The 19734-nt window shown below is 63.2% G+C and carries 20 protein-coding genes; 9 read left to right on the top strand and 11 right to left on the bottom strand.

Annotated elements, in window-relative coordinates; genetic code table 11:
- Nucleotides 1–44: 44 nt before the first annotated feature.
- A complete protein-coding gene (locus tag RE429_RS18690) occupies nucleotides 45–1406 on the top strand; it encodes an NAD(P)/FAD-dependent oxidoreductase (protein ID WP_414472169.1) in 1362 nt (453 codons plus the stop codon).
- Here the strand turns inward: RE429_RS18690 and RE429_RS18695 are convergent, their stop codons facing one another.
- Nucleotides 1407–1688 (bottom strand): hypothetical protein, encoded by a 282-nt coding sequence (locus RE429_RS18695; RefSeq protein ID WP_414472170.1) that lies wholly within the window; start codon nucleotides 1686–1688, stop codon nucleotides 1407–1409.
- Nucleotides 1689–2205: 517 nt separating this feature from the next.
- Here RE429_RS18695 and RE429_RS18700 point away from each other — a divergent pair.
- Entirely contained in the window at nucleotides 2206–2508 is a 303-nt protein-coding gene (locus tag RE429_RS18700) for a hypothetical protein (RefSeq protein ID WP_414472171.1), read from the top strand.
- Between the two features lie 87 nt (nucleotides 2509–2595).
- On the opposite strand, the gene RE429_RS18705 is transcribed toward RE429_RS18700, so the two are convergent.
- From RE429_RS18705 to RE429_RS18720, 4 genes are all read right to left on the bottom strand, one after another.
- Nucleotides 2596–4113: a diguanylate cyclase gene (locus tag RE429_RS18705; RefSeq protein WP_414472172.1), complete on the bottom strand. Its 1518-nt coding sequence runs from the start codon at nucleotides 4111–4113 to the stop codon at nucleotides 2596–2598.
- A 301-nt stretch (nucleotides 4114–4414) separates the two neighbouring features.
- The gene (locus RE429_RS18710) at nucleotides 4415–4759 is read right to left on the bottom strand and encodes a hypothetical protein (protein ID WP_414472173.1); all 345 of its coding nucleotides are present in this window, start codon (nucleotides 4757–4759) and stop codon (nucleotides 4415–4417) included.
- Between the two features lie 305 nt (nucleotides 4760–5064).
- The gene (locus RE429_RS18715) at nucleotides 5065–5334 is read right to left on the bottom strand and encodes a DUF6894 family protein (RefSeq protein WP_414472174.1); all 270 of its coding nucleotides are present in this window, start codon (nucleotides 5332–5334) and stop codon (nucleotides 5065–5067) included.
- Between the two features lie 188 nt (nucleotides 5335–5522).
- Complete coding sequence (locus RE429_RS18720; RefSeq protein ID WP_414472175.1) at nucleotides 5523–5921, bottom strand: hypothetical protein; 399 nt, start codon at nucleotides 5919–5921, stop codon at nucleotides 5523–5525.
- A 539-nt stretch (nucleotides 5922–6460) separates the two neighbouring features.
- Between RE429_RS18720 and RE429_RS18725 the strand changes: the two genes are divergently transcribed.
- Entirely contained in the window at nucleotides 6461–6769 is a 309-nt protein-coding gene (locus RE429_RS18725; protein ID WP_414472176.1) for a hypothetical protein, read from the top strand.
- 212 nt (nucleotides 6770–6981) lie between these two features.
- On the opposite strand, the gene RE429_RS18730 is transcribed toward RE429_RS18725, so the two are convergent.
- The 5 genes from RE429_RS18730 to RE429_RS18750 form a co-directional block, all read right to left on the bottom strand.
- Complete coding sequence (locus tag RE429_RS18730) at nucleotides 6982–7296, bottom strand: hypothetical protein (protein WP_414472177.1); 315 nt, start codon at nucleotides 7294–7296, stop codon at nucleotides 6982–6984.
- 146 nt (nucleotides 7297–7442) lie between these two features.
- Nucleotides 7443–7871: a hypothetical protein gene (locus RE429_RS18735; protein WP_414472178.1), complete on the bottom strand. Its 429-nt coding sequence runs from the start codon at nucleotides 7869–7871 to the stop codon at nucleotides 7443–7445.
- Between the two features lie 249 nt (nucleotides 7872–8120).
- A complete protein-coding gene (locus RE429_RS18740) occupies nucleotides 8121–8951 on the bottom strand; it encodes an ABC transporter permease (protein ID WP_414472179.1) in 831 nt (276 codons plus the stop codon).
- Entirely contained in the window at nucleotides 8908–9729 is an 822-nt protein-coding gene (locus RE429_RS18745; protein ID WP_414472180.1) for an ABC transporter ATP-binding protein, read from the bottom strand. Before RE429_RS18745 ends, RE429_RS18740 begins: the two co-directional genes overlap by 44 nt.
- A gap of 327 nt (nucleotides 9730–10056) precedes the next feature.
- The gene (locus tag RE429_RS18750; protein WP_414472181.1) at nucleotides 10057–11541 is read right to left on the bottom strand and encodes a glycosyl transferase family protein; all 1485 of its coding nucleotides are present in this window, start codon (nucleotides 11539–11541) and stop codon (nucleotides 10057–10059) included.
- Between the two features lie 368 nt (nucleotides 11542–11909).
- On the opposite strand from RE429_RS18750, the gene RE429_RS18755 reads away from it, so the two are divergent.
- The 6 genes from RE429_RS18755 (at nucleotide 11910) to RE429_RS18780 (ending at nucleotide 18529) form a co-directional block, all read left to right on the top strand.
- A complete protein-coding gene (locus RE429_RS18755; RefSeq protein WP_414474252.1) occupies nucleotides 11910–13937 on the top strand; it encodes a TonB-dependent receptor domain-containing protein in 2028 nt (675 codons plus the stop codon).
- Between the two features lie 63 nt (nucleotides 13938–14000).
- Nucleotides 14001–14759 carry a siderophore-interacting protein gene (locus RE429_RS18760; protein ID WP_414472182.1) on the top strand — a complete coding sequence of 253 codons (759 nt, stop codon included), beginning with the start codon at nucleotides 14001–14003 and terminating at the stop codon, nucleotides 14757–14759.
- A 45-nt stretch (nucleotides 14760–14804) separates the two neighbouring features.
- A complete protein-coding gene (locus RE429_RS18765; protein WP_414472183.1) occupies nucleotides 14805–15740 on the top strand; it encodes a siderophore ABC transporter substrate-binding protein in 936 nt (311 codons plus the stop codon).
- Nucleotides 15741–15859: 119 nt separating this feature from the next.
- The gene (locus RE429_RS18770) at nucleotides 15860–16822 is read left to right on the top strand and encodes an ABC transporter permease (RefSeq protein WP_414472184.1); all 963 of its coding nucleotides are present in this window, start codon (nucleotides 15860–15862) and stop codon (nucleotides 16820–16822) included.
- Between the two features lie 40 nt (nucleotides 16823–16862).
- Nucleotides 16863–17774, top strand: a complete 912-nt coding sequence (locus RE429_RS18775; protein WP_414474253.1) for an iron chelate uptake ABC transporter family permease subunit — start codon at nucleotides 16863–16865, stop codon at nucleotides 17772–17774.
- Nucleotides 17771–18529, top strand: a complete 759-nt coding sequence (locus tag RE429_RS18780; RefSeq protein WP_414472185.1) for an ABC transporter ATP-binding protein — start codon at nucleotides 17771–17773, stop codon at nucleotides 18527–18529. The genes RE429_RS18775 and RE429_RS18780 overlap by 4 nt, the downstream gene beginning before the upstream one ends.
- Before the next feature lie 87 nt (nucleotides 18530–18616).
- On the opposite strand, the gene RE429_RS18785 is transcribed toward RE429_RS18780, so the two are convergent.
- Complete coding sequence (locus RE429_RS18785; protein WP_414474254.1) at nucleotides 18617–19693, bottom strand: tartrate dehydrogenase; 1077 nt, start codon at nucleotides 19691–19693, stop codon at nucleotides 18617–18619.
- Nucleotides 19694–19734: the final 41 nt, after the last annotated feature.

The following is a 19734-nucleotide window of genomic DNA, read 5'->3' on the forward strand; positions in this document are numbered from 1 at the left end:
GCCGGCATGGATTGGCATGCGTGACGAGCAAGGGCGAGAGCAGCATGACAGTCGGCACGCCTCAGGTTGTGATCGTCGGTGCGGGCTTCGGAGGATTGACGGCGGCTCAATCCCTGGCGCGCGCGCCCGTCGATGTGACGATCATCGACCGCCACAACTTCCATTATTTCCAACCCCTCCTTTATCAGGTCGCGACGGCCGCCCTGTCGCCCGCGGACATCGCCTGGCCGATTCGCAGCATTGCCAGGCGACAGAAGAACGCGACCGTGCTGATGGCGGACGTGACCGGCATCGATGTGGGCGCCCGACTCGTCCATGCCGGATCCGTAACCGTACCCTACGACTTTCTCGTCCTCGCGACCGGCGCCACGCATTCCTATTTCGGTCACCCGGAATGGGCTGCCGCCGCTCCGGGACTGAAGCAGATCGAGGACGCGACGAGGATTCGGCGCAAGATCCTGCTGGCCTTCGAGAAGGCGGAGCTGACCGGCGACCCCGACGAGCAGCGGCGGCTTTTGACCTTCGTCGTGGTCGGCGGCGGCCCGACGGGCGTCGAGATGGCCGGAGCCATCGCGGAGGTGGCGCATCATGCGCTGTCCGCCGAGTTCCGTCACATCGATCCGCGCGCCGCCCGCATCGTCCTGGTCGAGGCCGGGCCACGGCTGCTGCCCACCTTTCCGGAGAATCTGTCGGCCTATGCCCAACGATCCCTCGAGGGGATGGGCGTGGAGGTGATGACCTCCACCCGGGTGACGAATTGCGACGATCGCGGCGTGGACCTCGACGGAATGCGGATCGGGGCCGGCACCATCGTGTGGGCCGCGGGCGTGGTCGCTTCTCCGGCCGGCGCGTGGCTCGATGCCGAGCGGGACCGGGCCGGGCGGGTCAAGGTCGGTCCGGACCTGTCGGTTCCGGATCACCCCGAGATCTTCGTGATCGGCGACACCGCCGCGGTCATGGACGAGACCGGGCGGCTCGTGCCCGGCATCGCCCCGGCCGCCAAGCAGATGGGCCGCCATGTGGCCGATGTGATCGCCGCAAGGGTTTCGGGCCGCGTGCCGCCGAGCCCGTTCCGCTATCGGCATCAGGGCGACCTTGCCACCATCGGACGCAAGGCGGCGGTGGTGAAGCTCGCCCATGTCCACCTGAAGGGTTTTATCGGCTGGCTCTTCTGGGGCTTCGCGCACATCTACTTTCTCATCGGCCTGCGCAACCGTGCCGTGGTCGCGTTCAGCTGGCTCTGGAGCTATCTGACCTATCAGCGAGGAGCGCGCCTCATCGTGGGCGGCTCCGAGGCCGAGGAAGCCGCCCCGACGGAAAAGGCGCAGCCCCAGAGTTCCTCGATCGAGGTCAGCCGGGAGCCAGGCCGAAGTCAGGTGGCGTCTTCCGGGGCCGACTGGCGATAGTCAGTCTCCGCTCCGCCTGGGGGGCGTCGGAGCATCCGCACCGTCCCCGGGCCGATGACCGCCGCGATGGACGGCATCGAAGCCACGATCCGTCAGCTCGATCGTCCCGGCATCGGGCGTGGTCACGTATCCGAGACGGGCGAGCTCGGATACGGCCACGGCCACGGCGGGATCCGTGCCGAAGCGGGCATCCAGCTTTGCCATGGTCATGCGGGCACCGGGCTTGCGATGCGTCTCGCGAAAGAAGTCGAGGATCTCGCGTGCCGTTTCGCTGAGTTGCATGGTCCGCCTCCTCGTCTGAGCATCATCCCATCACTTGGTGTCCGATACTTGGTGTCCGATTCCTCGCGGGACGAGATGTCCTTCAAGGGACCGGACATCGAACGTGAAAAGTGGGTACCGGTTGTGCGTGAAAAGATGCTCGAAAACAGAGACCGACTGCAGCGTATGTGAGTTCGATGGCCCGTCCGGCGCTTTGGAAAATAACCCGGTCCCGGCACGCACGAGAGCAACGACTTCGGTCGCATACCACCAAAGAGTTAGTAGATCTGTCGGATTTCTAACAGACTTGCCACGCCGAATGCCTATATCGATCAGGATATCCAGAGCAAAACCTTAGCCATATTGTCCGAATATTGACCGACTCCCCAAGCATGACAAGCATAGACTTCGGCAGCAATGGACACCGACGGATCGGGATCGTTCGGGAGCACCCGGCCAAGCCTCGATGCCGTCAGGCGCTCGCCCCGCCACGGGGCGCATGAACCACAAGCACGCCAGCGATAAGATAGAGTGAAAGATGTCGAAACCGCAGCATGGCCCGTCCGCGCTCGACCGTCTGGTCGTCGGCGCAACCAGACGATTTGATCTGAGCGCTCTTTTGCAGGAGACGATCCGCACCCTGTCCAACCTCGATTTCGAGCACCGTCACGAACTGGAGCGGCTGAGCAACAGCAGGACGGATCCCATCTTGAAGAAACAGATCGCCGAGAGCCTAGTGGTCAGGCACCGCGAGCGGCGGCAGCCCTATGTCATGCTCGTCGCCGAACTGCAGAAGCACCTTGCGGGCGCCGCGGCCGGCAACCTTCGGGCGACGGGCTGACCTGAATGTTGAATTCCTGAGTTCACCGGCTCTCTTCTGCCCCTGCGGGCCGGGACCTGGAAGCGCCCTTCGGGCGCTTCCTTTTTCTTATCGGGCATCGGCATAGGGAAGCGCGATGCCTTCGGAACGGGCCGTATCCGCGTGGGTCTCGCGGACAGAGTTTCGGCCGGCCGCTTTGGCGCCGTAAAGGGCCTGATCGGCGGCTTCGAGAAGTGCTTCTCTCGGGCTGCCCCGCAGCGGTCGAACCGCCGCCACGCCGATGCTGACCGTCACGAGGCGGTAAGGGCTGTTCGCGTGAACGAGACCGAGTGTCTCGACGGCCTGACGAATGTTCTCGCCGATGACCCGGGCTCCGGCCAGATCGGTCTCCGGGAGAATGACCGCGAACTCCTCCCCGCCATGACGGGCCGCCATGTCGCGGGGGCGGCGGATGGTGGCATCCACGGTGCAGGCGATCGCCCGGAGAACCTCGTCGCCTTGGCTGTGACCATACCGATCGTTGAAATCCTTGAAGAAGTCGGCATCGACGTAAAGCAGCGCCAGCGACGATCTCGTGCGGACCGCATGCCGCCACTCACGCTCGAACGCCTCGCGGAAGGCGCGGCGGTTGGGCAGGCCGGTCAGGTCGTCGGTTCGGGCAAGCCGCCTCAGCTTGGTCTCGGCCTTTTTGCGGCGGTTCAACTCGCTTCGGAACAGAGCCGTCAGGCCCACGACCGCCAGGCACAGCAAGCCCGTCATGAGGCTCATGATGAGAGCCTTCCGGGTCCAGGCCGCGAAGACCTCGTCGACAGAGAGGGCGACGGTCAGGACGAGCGGCAATCCGTCGAGCTGTCCGAATGAGATGACCCGGCGAATCCCATCGATCGGCGAGACCGACTCGAAGGTGGCGGATCGTCCATGAAGGAGTTTCTGGACATAGGGAGAGGCGCCGAAATCCTGACCGATCTGGCTTTCGTCGAAGGGCTTTCGCATCAGCAGGATTCCGTCGTCGCGGAAGAGGTTGATGGTGCCGTCCCAGCCCAGCCTCAGATCCTGGAAAAGCTGATGAATCTTGCCGAGCGACACGGCTCCCATCACTACACCGGCGAAACGGCCGTCCGGACGGGAGAGGCGCCGCGAGATCGCGATGCTCAGCTCGCCATGGCGCAGCCGGCTCCTGAAAGGGTGACTGACATACAATCCCACGTCCTGACGCTGTCGATGGACCAGGAAATAGTCACGGTCGCTGAAATTGGCGGAGCGCGGAACGATGCCGTCCGCATCCGCGACCACATCGCCGGCCTCATCCAGTATCAGCAGAGACCCCAGGTAGCCGACCGTGGAGGCCCGGTCGAACAGCATGTGGTGATGAAGTTCGGGGGGAAGGTCGTGCAGCCGCCCGTCGTTCAGGTCCTGCATGACGCCCTGGAGGGTCAGGTCGAGGAGCCCCAAATTGCCGGCGAGGTCCCGCGCCAGCGCGGTCAGAAGGTTCTGCGAAGACTGCTCCGCCTGGCGCCACGTGTCGAAACGATCGCTCCAGAGGGTATGGGCCGAAACCGCCAGGATGCCCAGAACGATGACGCCTGTGCTCAGATGGAGGTAGAATTTTGCAAAGAGGCGTTTCATTCCGCGGCGCAGCACATCCTGTCTCAGATCTTAATCCTATAGGCCGGGACAGCCGAGCCAGACGATAGGAGCAGAGCCGCATCCGTAGGGAGTGCGGGAGCAGCCTGGACAAGAGCCTAGGATCGGTCGATTGCCTGAGGATTGCGGACGCTCCCGGGACGGGTGCCGGGGCCGAGATCACAGGAGACGTTCGGAAGATGGTTTGCGAAGGTGGTTTGCGAAGGTGGTTTGTATGGGCGCGCCTCCTTCATCGAAGCGCGCCGCCGAGGGCGGGCATCCCTTCGGGACCTTCCGCCTGACGTCACACGGAGCCGAGCATTCGCGGAGACACAGGCTCGGCCGCTTCCCCGTTCGGCTTCCTGGCCCTTGCTCCGGCCTTCAGCTTCATGTTCTCCGTCCGCAGGACCTGAAGTTTCTCGACATGCTCGCGGTTGGCGCGCGTCAGCTCCCTGATCTCGCCCTTCAGGTCGGCGATCTCGGATTTCAGATCCTCACGCTCGGCGGCGAGCCCCTCGTCGTGCCTCAGCTGACCCTGGAGGTCGCGGATGTGCCGCTTCTGCTCGGCGATCCTGTCCTGCAGGTTTCTGATCGTCTGCTCGGCCTTGGCGAGCGTTCGCTGCGGGGACGCTCCCCGCGGCGCGGGCACGCCGGCCGCTGCGGGTCTGCGGGTTGATCCGGAATGAATCACGGTCTGGTTCGCCTTTCATGGTCTGCCTGTCCGAGAACAAACACAGAACACAAAGAAGGTCAAGGAATGGAAGGTGAAGGAATGACGGCCGCCATCACCGGGAGTGGTGTGCCGTGCGCAGGACGGTTCATGCGATCGGGGGACGCTAGAGTATCGAACGTGATAAGTGGGAACCGGTTTTGCGTGGAAAGATGCTCAAGACCATAGACTGACAGCATCGATGGGTTTGATGTCACGTCCGATGCTGTAAGGAAACGGCCTTCCTATTCTGCGGCGTCGATCAGTCCGACGGCCCCGGTTCCCTTCACGAATTCATCGTAAGGGATCGTGACGAGGGGGCGCAGATCCTCGCCTCTGACCTCGATCGCGATCTCGTCGTAATAGCTTGGCAGGGTGCCGCTCCAGCTGCTCAGGATTTCTCCCGCGATCCTCAGCGCCTCGCTCCGTGCGGCCGCGACGTCCGGCAGATCGGTCCCGAGAAGGTCCTCTCTGGTTCCAAAATGGCCTCGGACGTCGATATAAAAGCGAGGCATTGCAGCGCCTGCATCGATGATCTGGAGGCCTGACCCCTTACGGCCCCGCCATCATATTAGCCCTCGGGCCGCGCCCCGGGATACATCTCTGAATCGCTGCGCCCCCTACTCCGCCTGCGCCGCTTCACGCACGCATGGGCCCGTACTGCACGATGCTCTCGTCTCGGAAGAGCGCATCGTCCGGCGCGCTAAGCCGCACCGAGATAAGGAGGTTCGAAGGTGCTCTTGAGGGGATGCGGGTTCCAGCTCTGGGCGGGAGCGGGCATCGCCTGAACCGGCATCGCCGGCCCCTTCCGGGACCATTTCAGCGTAAACTGCGCGGCCTCGTGCCGGGTCTTGAACCCGAAAAGGCCCCCACCGCTGCGAAACAGGTGCAGGTCGTACGAAACGCCGGTTTCCTCGAGCCAGCAGAGGACCTCGGGCCTGAGCGCGGATTTGCCCCTGTTCCAGAGATCCCAGTCGTTGACCATGAGAACGAAGGGCCACAACCTGGCATAGCCGTCGATCTCGGAGCAGGCGGACGAGGCCAGTTCCTCATCGCGAACGGTCGCGACAATCACGTTCTTCATCTCGTCCAGGTCGGTCATCGTCCATACCCCAAGGCGGATCGCGCTTCTCACGGCGGGCACGACATCGGAAGCCGCGTGCTTTTAGCGTACCTCGCAGGGGGTAAACAAGGCATTCCCCTGCAACTCCCGTTGCATGGCGTTCATGTCGCACCCGCGGGATGACCCGACCTCGCGGCGAGCCGCCTGGAGCATCGGACGTGAAAAGTGGAATCCGCTTTTGCGGGTTTCCTCCGATGCTCCCTTCCTGGAAAGAGCGCATCGTTCCTGCGAAAAACCGGGGCCACTTTTTCGCACGATGCGCCAGAGCATCGGACCCAAAAGTGGATTCCACTTTTGGGATCGATCCGATGCTCCCTTCCTGGAAAGAGCGCATCGTTCCTGCGAAAACCGGGGCCGCTTTTCCGCACGATGCGCTAGGCCGCTCCGAACCTTGAACCGCGGCTCTCGATACATACCTTGGGGTCGACCCCTGATCCGGGCCCCTCTGACGTAAGCCGCGCCGGCCCTTGCGTGATGTCGGATCTTCACCGATCTGACGGCCGGCGACGGAGGTGGACATGATCCACGAAATTCTGGCCTTCATCGTCAATATGCTGATCGTCGATCCGCTTCAGACCGAGATGGAGAAACGTCTCGCGGAAGTCCGCGCACCCCAGGCCGTCATCGCGGATGTCAGGAAATGCGCCGACGCCGCACTTCCGGCCCTTGCCGGCCGCGCGGCGGCTGAACCGGTTTGGATCGCGAGAACGGCTCTCGATGTCTGGCTGGGCAGGGCCGCTCCAGAGGAGGTGCTGACGAGCGTGTCGCCGCAATGCGCCGCCCCGGTGCGGGCGGCGAAAGACTATCTTCGGGGACAAAGCGCCTAGCGCATCGACCGCAAGAGTGGGAACCGGTTTTGCGTGAAAAGATGCTCGAAAACAGAGACTGACAGCATCGGACGTGAAAAGTGGAATCCCCTTTCGGGATCAATTCGATGCTCCCTCCTGGAGCATCGAACGCAAAGCCGGGTTCAAGTTTTGCGTTCGGTGTTCCAGGGCAAGCCCATGTGAGGCGGATGAGCGGGCTTCCCGGGCGCGCGCTATTTCGGGCTCCCCGCCGCGCGCTCGGCCAGTCTCGTCATGCGGGCATAGCGGCTCTCGCTCCCTTCGCCGGAAACATCCGGAGAGGCGGCCACTTTCGCAGAGCCCACCCGCCGCGTGACGATGCCATGCATCCGGGCGAGCGCTTCGCGAATTTCAGGCTGCCCGGAGACATCCCGGGCCGAGAATTCGTGCCGGCACAGACGGCAGGTGAGATCGGCCCCGAATTGCAGCTTCCGCAGCCGGACTTTGAACAGCCGCCGACATTGCGGACAGGGCAGATCGATCCGTGTGCTCCCGTGATCCTCAAACAAGCGCGATCCTCCGGTTAGGACTCCCCCGCATAGTCTGAAGCATGGCAGTAAGGCGAGAGCGAGGCACGGCATGAGACATTGCCGTCACAAGAAACAGGCCCGCTCCGTGGCGACGCCCGGCGGGCCTGCCTCGATCCGCTCCAACGCTACCGGGCGCATTCCACGGGAACACGCACGTTGCTGCCTTCGACCAGAACGGTCCGGCAGGGCACTCCGTTGATGATCCGGACCTCGTTGGGCGCGGCATAGGGAAACAGCGAGTCCGGCGTTCCGGAAAGCGGCCGACCCGCGATCATTCGCCCGGCTCCCTCCTCGACGCCGATGCTCCCCGTGGCTCCCGGCTCGAAAGTCCCGGTCGCGACCCGGCCGGCGCATTCCACTGGGACACGCATGTTGGTGCCTTCGACCAGGACAGTCCGGCAGGGCACGCCGTTGATGATCTGGACCTCGTTGGGCGCGGCATAAGGAAAGAGCGAGCCGGGCGTGCCCTGAATGGGATTGGGTTGCGCCTGTGCGGCCGCGAGGCCTCCGACGAGCATAAGGCCGATGCCGATCAGAACAGTTGAAGTCTTCAAGAAAGCCTCCTCTCGATGAATGGCTTTGAAGCGGCCGGACTCCCGGCACGCGCGAGACCGCCGGGACGATCCTGCCGGGTCGGCACGCACGCAGCATTCTAGAGGTGCAAAGACGGCGCGCTTGATCGGAGAGGACAGCCGCTTGACAGAAACGGACATGGCCGGAAGCGGCGCGACGGCGCTGCGATCCTCATGCCGGCTCGAGAACAAACCCTGTGGCCGCCTTCGAAAGGGTGGATCCTGTCGCATTCAAGCGGTCAGGCGGGGATACATGCGCGCGGCAACGGCAACGAGCAGCGCCGTGACGGCCGTCAGCACGGCGAAGTCGAGGACAAGTCCATACCGGCTCGTTCCGTCCGCCAGCATGAGGGCGCGAAGGGCGTCGACCTCATAGGTCAGCGGATTGGCGGATGACACGGCCTTGAGCCATTCCGGCATGAGTTCGATCGGATAGATCGCATTGCTGGCAAAGAAGATCGGCATGGTCAGCACTTGGCCGATGCCCATGAAGCGCTCACGGGTCTTCACGATGCACGCGATGATCAGGGAAAAGGTCGAGAACAGGGCCGATCCGATCGCGATGAAGAGCGCCACGCCGAGGATATGGAGCGGCGCGAACGACACGCCGATTCCGATCAGGACCGAGAGAGCATAGACGATGACCGCCTGGGATATGCCCCGTATGGCCGATGACGCGGCCTTGCCGAGAACGAGCGCACTTCGGGGCGCAGGGCTGACCATATAGCGGTGAAGCACGCCGAGGTCGCGCTCCCAGATCGCGGCGATGCCGTAGAAGATGGCCGCGAACAGAACACTCTGGGCAAGGATGCCGGGCGCCAGGAAATCGAGATAGCGTTCCCCGTTGGTGATGCCCCGCACCTGCGCCATGACCTGGCCGAACAGCAGCAGCCAGATGGCCGGCTGAAGCGCCCGTGTCAGAAGCTCGCTCGGATCGTGCATGAGCTTGCGGATTTCGGCGTCCGCCACGGCGTGGGTCTGAGTCAGGTAGCCAGCGATCAGGGCTGGCGGCGAAGGCTCACGAGTGGGCGCGAGCGCTGGCGCGGGTCTGCCTGATGTCACGATAGGATCCTCCGGCGGCCATCTCCGTGCCGGTGATTGCGGCAAACACGTCGTCGAGGGTCGCCTCCGGGCCGATCCGCGCCTTCAGGTCCTGGGGTGAACCCACCTCCTGGAGCTTGCCCGCATGGAGCACGCCGATGCGGTCGCATAATTCGTCGGCCTCCTCCATCAGATGCGTCGTGATCAGGATTGTGGTGCCGAGCCTTGCCCGCAATTCCCGGACATGGTTCCAGACGGTCCGGCGCGCCACCGGATCGAGCCCGACCGTCGGCTCGTCCATGAACAGCACCTCGGGTTCATGAATCATGCTCTGGGCGATTTCGAGCCGCCGGATCATGCCGCCCGAGAAGCCCGCGACGATACGATGGGCAGCGTCTTTCAGATCCATCAGTTCGAGAGCCGAGGCGATGCGCGCCTGCCGCTGCCGTCCGGGAACGCGATAGAGGCGAGCCGAGAGGAGCAGATTTTCATAGGCTGTCAGCGCCCCGTCCGCCGAAAGGAGCTGGGGCACGTAGCCGATATGCGCGCGCACCTTGGCGGGCTGGCGAATCACGTCGAAGCCCGCCACCGAGGCCGAGCCGGAACTCGGCGGCAAAAGCGTCGTCAGCATTTTGATGAGCGTGGACTTTCCGGCCCCGTTCGGGCCGATCAGGCCGAAAATCTCTCCCGGCCGCACATGCAGAGACACGCCGTCGACCGCGACCAGTTCCCCGAAGCGTCTCGTCAGATCGCGTGTGTCGATGATGCCGGGATCGTCCGGCCCGCCTGGAGATTCCAAGCCTGGAGATTCCAAGACCGCCATCTTCCCTCCCGCGACCTGCGAGGCGACCTTGATCCCGAGCGGCCCGGCGCGCATGGGCCGCGGTCAGGCAGGTTCCTCCCTGCGATGGACCGGCGATCGGAGGCCGCAGCCACCAATCCATCCACATTCGCGCCGCGCGAAATACCCTGCAGGCTGCTCCGGAGCCATTTGCGCAGGCGAGACAGAGGGAAACATCTCAACAGCCCGTTCGGTTTCATCATTCGTACGAGCGGCGGGCGATGGGGCCCTGACGGTGACGCCCTTCATCGATATCCCGGCTGAGACCGGTGGAGGCCTCGGGATTCAGTGCGCAGGCGTCTTCGACCCGGGATGGAGCCTCTCGGGAAGATCCTTCCGCCGCCTCTCCCAGAGGCCCCTTGCCGCGATCAGGCACGCATCGAGACGATCTGCGCCTGCGCCGCTCATGGTGAGGAGCGCGATCGCCGCGGTGGAACCGATGATCGCCGTGGCGCGCTCGTCGTCCACGGTTCCATCCCAGACCCCGCGCCAGTATTCGATGCTCGTCATTCCCGTCGGCGGATAAGCCATCGGCTCCGGCGAGGCAGGCAGAAAGAGTGTCTCCGTTCGTCCGCCGGCGCGCCGGAGGAGCGTGCTCGAACGGAACGGCGTGGCCTCGGCGGCGTCGCGGCTCCCTCCCATGACGGTCAGGTTGCCGTAACCCAGGAGAGCTCCCGCGTCGCAGTGCAATTCGCGATAGGCCGGACGGACGACCCCCATCATGATGGCGGGCGCCGCGAGAGGGTTGAGCAGCGGCATCAGCGAATTCACCGGCGAGCGCGTCTCGAAGAGGCCGTACAGCATGTGCAGGCGATGGAGCTGGGACGACATGGCGGCCACGGGCAGATATGCAATGCCCTGCCTGGCGATCGTCTCGGCGGCGGACGCCGTGGTCGCGCTGACCGGGATGCCGATGGCGGCTGCGGCGGATGCGAGCTTCGCCCGCGTGCCGCCTCCCCCATCGAGGCCATGAAGGAGAATCCTGTGCCCCGCCTGCGCCAGCAGCAATGCCGCCTGCAGGAACCAGGGCATTCTGCGGGATTTCGGTGAGATATAGGAGGGCCAGTCCAGATCGACGGACATTGCGCCCGGGCGCGCCGCTTGCAGGTGAGCGCGGGCCGCACGGACCAATCCGGCCAGTTCGGCTGCGGTCTCGCCCCTGAAATTCATGACGGACAGGAGCGCTCCGATCTGCACGGGATCGGCTTCGCCGTCGAGAATGATCGAGAAGGCATCCTCCGCCTCGTCGGCGGTGAGAGGGCGGCTATGCCCGATGCCCGCTCCGAGCGTCGCGATGTGCTTGGCAAGCCGCCTGCGCGTGTCCTCCGAGGTCCCGAACGACGCGAGCTTGCGCGCGAAGGCTTCGGGAGACGGTTCGCCTTCAAGCAGGATGCTCCGTCGGGCGGCCAGCGGAGCCGCTTCGACCATCGGAGGCCGAGCCCAATCGGCGGGATCCATGGCGGCGCCGACCATGGGCTTCTCCCGCTCCTGCGGGCGGGACAGCGCCTCCGCTTCCGCCGCCAGGGCGCGCAGCCGCTGGCGCATGGATTCTGCAAAGGGGGTCGGGATCAGACGGCGGGAGGAGCGAATGAAGATCGGATCGTCATAGACGTCCCGGATCTGGCCAAGGAGTCTGCTCATCGCGGGAGCGCTCATTCCGAGCCGTTCGGCGGCGCGGTTGACGCTGCCCTCCACGAGCAACGCGTCGAGAGCCAGAAGAAGGCGAAGACGCCCAAGCTTCGGGCCAGGTTCCTGTAATGCAGAATCCAAAACAATCCTTTTTCAAAGCCGCGCCACGGGCACCGGAAAGTCATTTGTCATATTCTCGAGTTCCGCTGCCTATTTCTCATTTTCGCACATCTTTCAAGCCGCGCAGGAACACTTTAGAGGCATTACAAATTGCGATTTCCTGAACTCAGAACGACTCTCAAACATAGCCGTTGACCCTCCACTTCCGCAGAACCTAGTAGCTCCCATCACTTGGTTTTTTCATGAGTTTGGGGCGAATGATGGGGTTTGACGCGGTGGTTCGGAAGGATATCGGCACCGGTTTCGGCAGTCATGAAAGAGCGGCCCGCCGTCTTGCTCTTCTCGCGTCGTGCAGTCTGTCGGCTGCGCTCCTCGTCGCCTCGTCCGCGATGGCTCAGACGGCCGACATGCCCGTGGACGCTGCCGAGGGCAACGTCATCTCTCTCGATCAGATCGTCGTGACGGCATCCGGCTTCGAGCAAAGCGTCAAGGATGCTCCGGCGAGCATTTCGGTCATTACCCGCGAGGAACTCGCGAAGGGCGACTTTCGCGACCTGACGGACGCCTTGAAGGAAGTTCAGGGCGTCGCGGTGACCGGCGTCGCCAACGAGAAGGACATCTTCATCCGCGGTCTTCCGGGCACCTACACGCTGATCCTCATCGACGGAAAGCGCCAGAATACCCGGGATTCCCGCACCAACGGCAGCGCGGGATTCGAACAGAGCTTCATCCCGCCGATGTCCGCCATCGACCGCATCGAAGTCGTCCGCGGCCCCATGTCGTCGCTCTACGGCTCCGACGCCATGGGCGGCGTGATCAACATCATCACGCGCAAAGTGTCCGACGCGTGGAGCGGCACGGTGACGACCGAAGGGTCGCTCCAGCAGCACGATGAATTCGGCAATTCGGCTCAGGGCTCCTTCTATGCGAGCGGCCCGCTGATTCACCGGATGCTGGGGCTTCAGCTCTGGGGCCGGGGCTTCGGCCGGGGCGAGGACGACCTGCTCAGCGGCATCACCGGAGCGCGCGAGGGCAATCTCGGCGGGCGCCTGACCCTCGCGCCCGACGAGAGGCAGGACGTGATGCTGGAGAGCGGCTTCACGCGAATCCGCAGGGACGCTTCGAAACGGGGCACGCTCGAGGTCACCGACAGCGATACGTACAATCTCAACGACCGCAAATACTGGTCGCTGAGCCATGAGGGCCGCTGGGGCCCCACGACCTCCAACGTCTCGATCCTGCAGGAATGGGCGGAGCGCAGGAATTACAAGGAGAATCCCGCAACCTCGCTCTTCGACAAGAACCCCCGCTCGCCCGAGATCAGGAACACGATCGTCGACGGCAAGTTCACGACGCCCTTCGAGTTCTTCGGCGCCCATACCCTGGTGACGGGGGGCCAATGGTCCAATGCGATGCTGACGGATCAGAACCCCGGCCGCCGCACCAATGTCGACGAGACGTTCGAGATCAACCAATGGGCCCTCTTCGCCGAAGACGAGTGGCGTCTCTCCGATGCCTTCTCGATCACGAACGGCCTGCGCATGGATCAGCACGAGATCTACGGCGCGCATTTCAGCCCGCGCAGCTATGCGGTCTGGCACGCCACCGAGAACCTGACGGTCAAAGGCGGCGTCTCGACCGGTTTCCGCGCCCCGGAAATCCGCCAGATCGCACCGGGCTACGCCTACACGACCGGCGGCGCGGGCTGCTCCTACGGCCCGAACGGGACTTGCGGCGTCATCATCGCCGATGAGAACCTGCAGGCCGAGACCAGCACCAGTTACGAGATCGGAGCGGTGTGGGACAACCTGAACGGCTTTACCGCCAGCGCGACCTATTTCTACACCGACTTCAAGGACAAGATCAGCAATGCCCTGGCGCTGGACGATGCCGGCAACCCGGTGCGCTGGTCGGACGATCCGAACTACCGTCTCTGGTACAACTACAACATCGACGACGCGGTGATCCAAGGCGTCGAGCTGGCCGCTACCTGGCGGGCCACCGATACGCTTTCGATCCGCGGCAGCTACACCTTCACGGATTCCGAGCAGCGGACAGGCGACTATGCGGGCTTCCCGCTCGCCCGCACACCCAGGCACATGGCCAATGCGCGCGTGGATTGGGTCACACCGGTTGCCGGTCTGGCGACATGGGCCGTCGTGAACTACCACGGCTCCGAGATCATCGGCGGCGCCCGCATCGGTACGAACGGCACACCCGTGATCATCAACGGCATGGCGGGCCGCAAATACGACGCCTACGCTACGATGGATGTCGGTCTGACCTACGACTTCACGGAGCAGCTGACCCTGAATGCGGCGATCTACAACGTCTTCGACAAGGAAGTCCAACCCACCGACTACAATACGGTCGTCGAAGGGCGTCGCCTCTGGCTGAGCATGTCGGCCACCTTCTGAACCTATGGGCGATCTTTTCTCCTCCCGCTGCCGATCGCAGTCGCAGAAACAGGAACAAGCACGATGGACGACAACAGACCGGACGCCCGTGCACAGGCGCACCAAAGGCCTCCGCTGCGGAGCTGGACCCTTCGAGTCCTCGACAGCTTCAACGTGGATCCCGATATGCGCCGCGTGGTTCTGACGGCGGACGACATCGCCGCCTTCGCCTATAAGCCTGGGCAAGCCATCGTCATGATGGTTCCTCTTCCGGACGGGGGGACCGGACGGAGGGACTATACGATCCGCAATCTGGATCGTGCCGCGGGAACGATCAGCGTCGATTTCCTCCTTCATGGCGATACGCCGGCCCCGACTTGGGCCCGACAGGCGAAGACCGGCGATACGATCGAGGTGAAAGGCCCGCGAGGGGGAACCGTGCTGCGTCCCGATGCCGATTGGCACCTCCTGACCGGCGATGAAACCTGCATCCCGGCCATCGCCCATATCCTTGAAGCCATGCCGCAAGGCGCCCGGGCTTTTGCCTTCATCGAGACGAACGACAAGCGCGGTGAGATCGCTCTTCAGACCAAAGCGGATGCCGCCGTTCGTTGGATCCACCGCAATGGCGCCCCTGCCGGCCCGAGCGAACTCATGAACGGCGTGATCCGGGATTTCCTTCTGCCCTCCGGCAAGGGCCATGCCTATATCATCGGGGAAACGAGCAATGTCCGGCGCCAGCGACACACCCTGATCGCCCGGGGGCTGTCCCGCGATCAGATCTCGGCGGAGGGCTACTGGCGCCCCGGCCGTGTCGGCGGCCACGATCATATGAACGACTGACATCCCGCCTATCGGTCCCTGATTCTATTCCTGGAGAGCAACGCCATGACGCATATTCCTGCCCGCCTTACTCGTACTTTGACTGCAATGGTTGCGGGTGCACTTGCGCTCGGCCTCCTGACGGCAGGCGCCCACGCGGAGGATATCAAGGTCCGGCACGCCAAGGGCGAGACGACGGTTCCTCTGAAGCCGAAGAAAGTTCTCGCCTTCGATCTTGCTTCGCTCGACATCCTGAGCGTGCTCGGAGTCGAGGTGAGCGGCGTTCCGACGGCCCGGTTCCCCGAATATCTCGCAAAGTATGGCTCGGACAAATACGAGAAGGTCGGCACGCTGTTCGAACCGGATTACGAAGCGGTGAATGCCGCCGAACCCGACCTGATCATCGTTGGAGGACGCTCCAGCGCCAAATACGACACATTGGCGAAGATCGCCCCGACGATCGACATGACGATCGACCCGAAGGATTATGTCGGCAACGTCGTGCGGAATGCTCAGATCCTGGCAAGGATCTTCGACAGGCAGCCCGAGGCGGCATCGCAGGTCGCCCGGCTCGAGCAATCGATTGCGTCCCTTGAACAGGACGCATCGAGGGCCGGCAAAGGTCTCCTTGTCCTCACCACCGGCGGCAAGATGAGCGCCTATGGACCCGGCTCGCGCTTCGGGGTCCTGCACACCGATTTCGGGATCGTGCCGGCCGTCGAGGGACTGGCGACGACGAACCACGGCCAGGCCATCAACGCGGAATTCATCCTCAAGACGAATCCCGACTGGCTCTTCGTGATCGACCGGGATGCGGCGACGGGTCGAGGCAACGGTGCAGCCAGGAAGGTTCTGGACAACGATCTCGTTGCCCAGACCAAGGCCCGGAAGAACAATCAGGTCGTCTACCTTGATCCTGCCAACTGGTATCTGGTCGGCGGTGGATTGACCGCCCTTCAGAGCAGCGTGGACCAGATCCGGAAGGCAATCACCAAGCCATAGTCCTGAACCGACCAACTCATCAGGGCATGCCACTATTGCGGATCACCCACAGGTGATCTGCTTCGTCATCTGAAATCCTCCAAATGGGATCTGCTCGGCGCGAGCGCTCCGGAACCATCGTGAAACGCCTCCTCGTCGCTACGGCCATGCTTATCGTTCTGGCACTGATCAGCCTGCTGATCGGCGTCGGCGATCTGTCGCTGTCCGCACTTTTCTCACCGAAGGAAGGGCAACAGGCCGCACAGATCCTGCTGATTTCCCGAATTCCCAGGACCCTGGCTATCATCCTGGCCGGGACTGCCATGGCGGTGGCCGGAACGATCATGCAGATGCTGACCCGCAACAGGTTCGTGGAACCGTCCACTGCAGGGACGGTCGAGTCCGCAAGCCTCGGTCTCCTCGTCGTCACTCTGTTCGCACCGGAAGCGCCGGTCCTTGTGAAGATGCTGGTCGCTTCCGGATTCGCGCTCGCAGGGACAGCTCTGTTCCTGCGCATCCTCAAACTTGTGCCCCTCCGCTCCGCGATGACCGTACCGCTCGTCGGCGTCATGTTGGGTGGAATCGTCGGCGCGATCACCACGTTCTTCGCCTACAGGTTCGATCTGCTGCAATCGGTGAATGCCTGGACCACCGGCGACTTCTCCGGCGTTCTGCGTGGGCGGTACGAGCTGCTCTGGGTTGCGTCCGCATTGACGATCTTCGCCTATCTCGCCGCCGACCGATTGACGCTGGCCGGGATGGGACGGGACTTCGCCACCAATCTGGGCCTGCGATACCGCAGCATCGTATCGCTGGGCCTCGTCATTGTCGCAATGGTGACGGCCACCATCGTCGTGACCGTCGGCATGCTGCCGTTCCTCGGCCTGATCGTTCCGAATGTCGTCAGCCTGATGATCGGAGACAACATGCGTCGCTCGCTGCCCTGGATCGCCCTTTTGGGAGCGGGTCTCGTCCTGGTCTGCGACATTGTCGGGCGAGTGGCGTACTACCCTTACGAGATTCCGATCGGAACCATCATGGGCATCGTCGGCAGCGGCTTGTTCCTGTTCCTCCTGCTTCAGGGGCGCGACCGCCTTGCGTGAACAAAGTAAGCCTGCCCGCATATGCCTGATCCTCGCCGCGATGGCGATCGGCGTGATCGTGCTGTTCATGACGCTGAATGCGAAAGGGCGCTGGGACTTCATCCTGGCTTTTCGCGGCATGAAGGTCGTAGCGATGGTTCTCGTCGCCTACGCCATCGCGGTTTCGACCGTTCTCTTTCAGACGGTGAGCCACAATAGGATCCTGACGCCCTCCATCATGGGTTTCGATGCGCTCTATGTCCTCATCCAGACAAGCCTGATCTTTACGCTCGGCTCTGCTCATGTGGCGGCCCTGGACCCGCGCCTGCTCTTCGGATGCGAAGTCGCCGCGATGGTCTCGTTCTCAAGCCTTCTCTATCGCTGGCTCTTTTCGGGCAGCAGTCGCAGCCTTCACCTGCTGGTGCTGGTGGGAATCGTCTTCGGCGTTCTGTTTCGCAGTCTCTCCGGCTTCATGCAACGGATCATCGATCCCAACGAGTTCGTGCTTCTCCAGGACCGCCTGTTCGCCAACTTCAATAACGTCGACAGCAATCTCCTCGGAGTCTCGGCCGTTGCCGTCTTCATCGTATCGATCATCGGATGGCGGCTCATCCACGTCTACGACGTACTGGCCCTTGGCCGTGAGGCTGCCATCAACCTGGGTGTCGATCACAACCGCGTGACGACGGTCGTCCTTATGCTCGTGGCGGTCCTCGTGTCGGTATCGACCGCCCTTGTGGGGCCCGTGACCTTCTTCGGACTTCTGGTGGCCAATCTCGCTTATCCTCTGGCGGGAACACACGGACATCGGTTCGTGCTGCCTGTCGCGGCGCTGCTCGCCGTGATCTTCCTCGTCGGTGGTCAGCTCATCCTCGAGCGGGTCTTCGCGTTTGATACCGCCTTGAGCATCGTTATCGAATTTCTGGGCGGGATCGTCTTCCTGGCCCTCCTGATCAGAGGATCCTCCCGTTGATCGAGATCTCCAACATCCGAAAGAGCTACGGCGATACCATCGTCGTGTGGGACGTATCGCTGCAGATCCCGCGTCGCGGCATTACGTCCATTATCGGTCCGAACGGCGCTGGCAAGTCCACGCTCCTGTCGATGATCAGTCGACTTGCACCTATGACGTCAGGAACGGTCCGGGTCGATGGTCTCGACGTGACCAAGACCCCTTCGGATGTCTTGGCGAAGCGTCTGTCCATCCTCAGACAGGACAATCGCGTCGGCTCGCGGCTGACGGTTCGGGACTTGGTCGAGTTCGGCCGTTATCCCTATTCGAAAGGCCGCCTGACGGCCGAAGACCGCGCGCACGTGGACAAGGCGATCGGCTTTCTTGGGCTGGAAGGTCTCGCCGGGCGTTTCCTGGACGAACTGTCGGGCGGACAGCGCCAGCGCGCCTATGTGGCCATGGTGCTCTGCCAGGACACGGACTACGTTCTCTTCGACGAACCCCTGAACAATCTCGACATGAAGCACGCGGTCGGCATGATGAAGCTTCTGCGTCGAGCGGCCGACATCCTCGACAAGACCATCGTCCTCGTTCTCCACGACATCAACTTCGCCTCCTGTTACTCGGACTACATCGTGGCCATGCGCGATGGATCCGTCATCCGGCACGGCTCGCCCCGCGCGATCATGACGAGCGAAGCAATCCGCGACATCTATGAGATGGATGTCGAGGTTCAGGAGGTCCAGGGGCGGAGAATCTCGATCTATTATACCTGACGGCAGGGCGTTTCCGCCTTCGTCACGACACCATGCCTCTTCGGCGAGATGCGCAGGAGGCTTCCTTTGTGAAGAGCCCCCCTCGCTTCATTCATTGTCGCCGAGAATGGCGGCAATCACGGCATCCGTGACCTGGCGTGTCGTCGCGGTCCCTCCGAGATCGGGCGTATGTAGATTGCGATCCGCCGTGACCCGCTCAATGGCTCTCATGAGGCGGTCGGCGGCGGCCTTTTCTCCAAGATGCTCCAGCATCATGGTGGCCGACCAGAAAGTCCCGATCGGATTGGCGATCCCTTTCCCCGTGATGTCGAATGCAGAGCCATGGATCGGCTCGAACATCGATGGGAATCTCCGCTCGGGGTTGAGATTCGCCGTCGGCGCAATGCCGAGCGAGCCCGCGAGAGCGGCCGCGAGGTCGGACAGGATGTCGGCCTGCAGATTGGTAGCCACGATGGTATCGAGGGTCCAGGGCTTGAGCGTCATGCGCATCGTCATGGCGTCGACGAGCATCTTGTCCCAGGTCACATCAGGATAATCCGCCGCAACCTCGGCGGCAATTTCATCCCACATGACCATGCCATGCCGCTGTGCATTGGACTTCGTGACGACCGTCAGGAGCTTGCGCGGGCGGGAACGGGCGATTTCGAACGCAAATCGCATGATCCGCGTCACGCCGGCCCGCGTAAAGATCGTCACCTCCGTAGCGACCTCTTCCGGCAATCCTCGGTGTGAACGCCCGCCCTGGCCGGCGTACTCACCCTCCGAATTCTCGCGGACGATCACCCAGTCGAGATCCTTTGATCCGACATTGCGCAACGGTCCTTCGATGCCCGGCAGAATTCGGGTCGGACGCACATTCGCGTACTGGTCGAAGGGCTGGCAGATCGCAAGGCGCAACCCCCAGAGCGTGATATGATCGGGCACGTCTGGAGCGCCGACAGCACCGAAATAGATTGCATCGAATGGCTTCAGAGTTTCCAGGCCGTCCTCCGGCATCATGATCCCATGCCGCTTGTAATAGTCCGAACCCCAGTCGAAGGCTTCGAAACCGAGCCGGAACGTCCCTTCGCGCTCGGCAAGCGCATGGAGAACCTCAACGCCCGCGGAAATAACCTCCTTGCCGATTCCATCGCCCGGAATGCTTGCGATCCTGTAGTCCTTCACGATCATCTCCCGCATGGGTTGCCCTCGGCCACCCGGCCCCA

The organism is Microvirga sp. M2 (assembly GCF_047497095.1).
Taxonomy (GTDB): domain Bacteria; phylum Pseudomonadota; class Alphaproteobacteria; order Rhizobiales; family Beijerinckiaceae; genus Microvirga.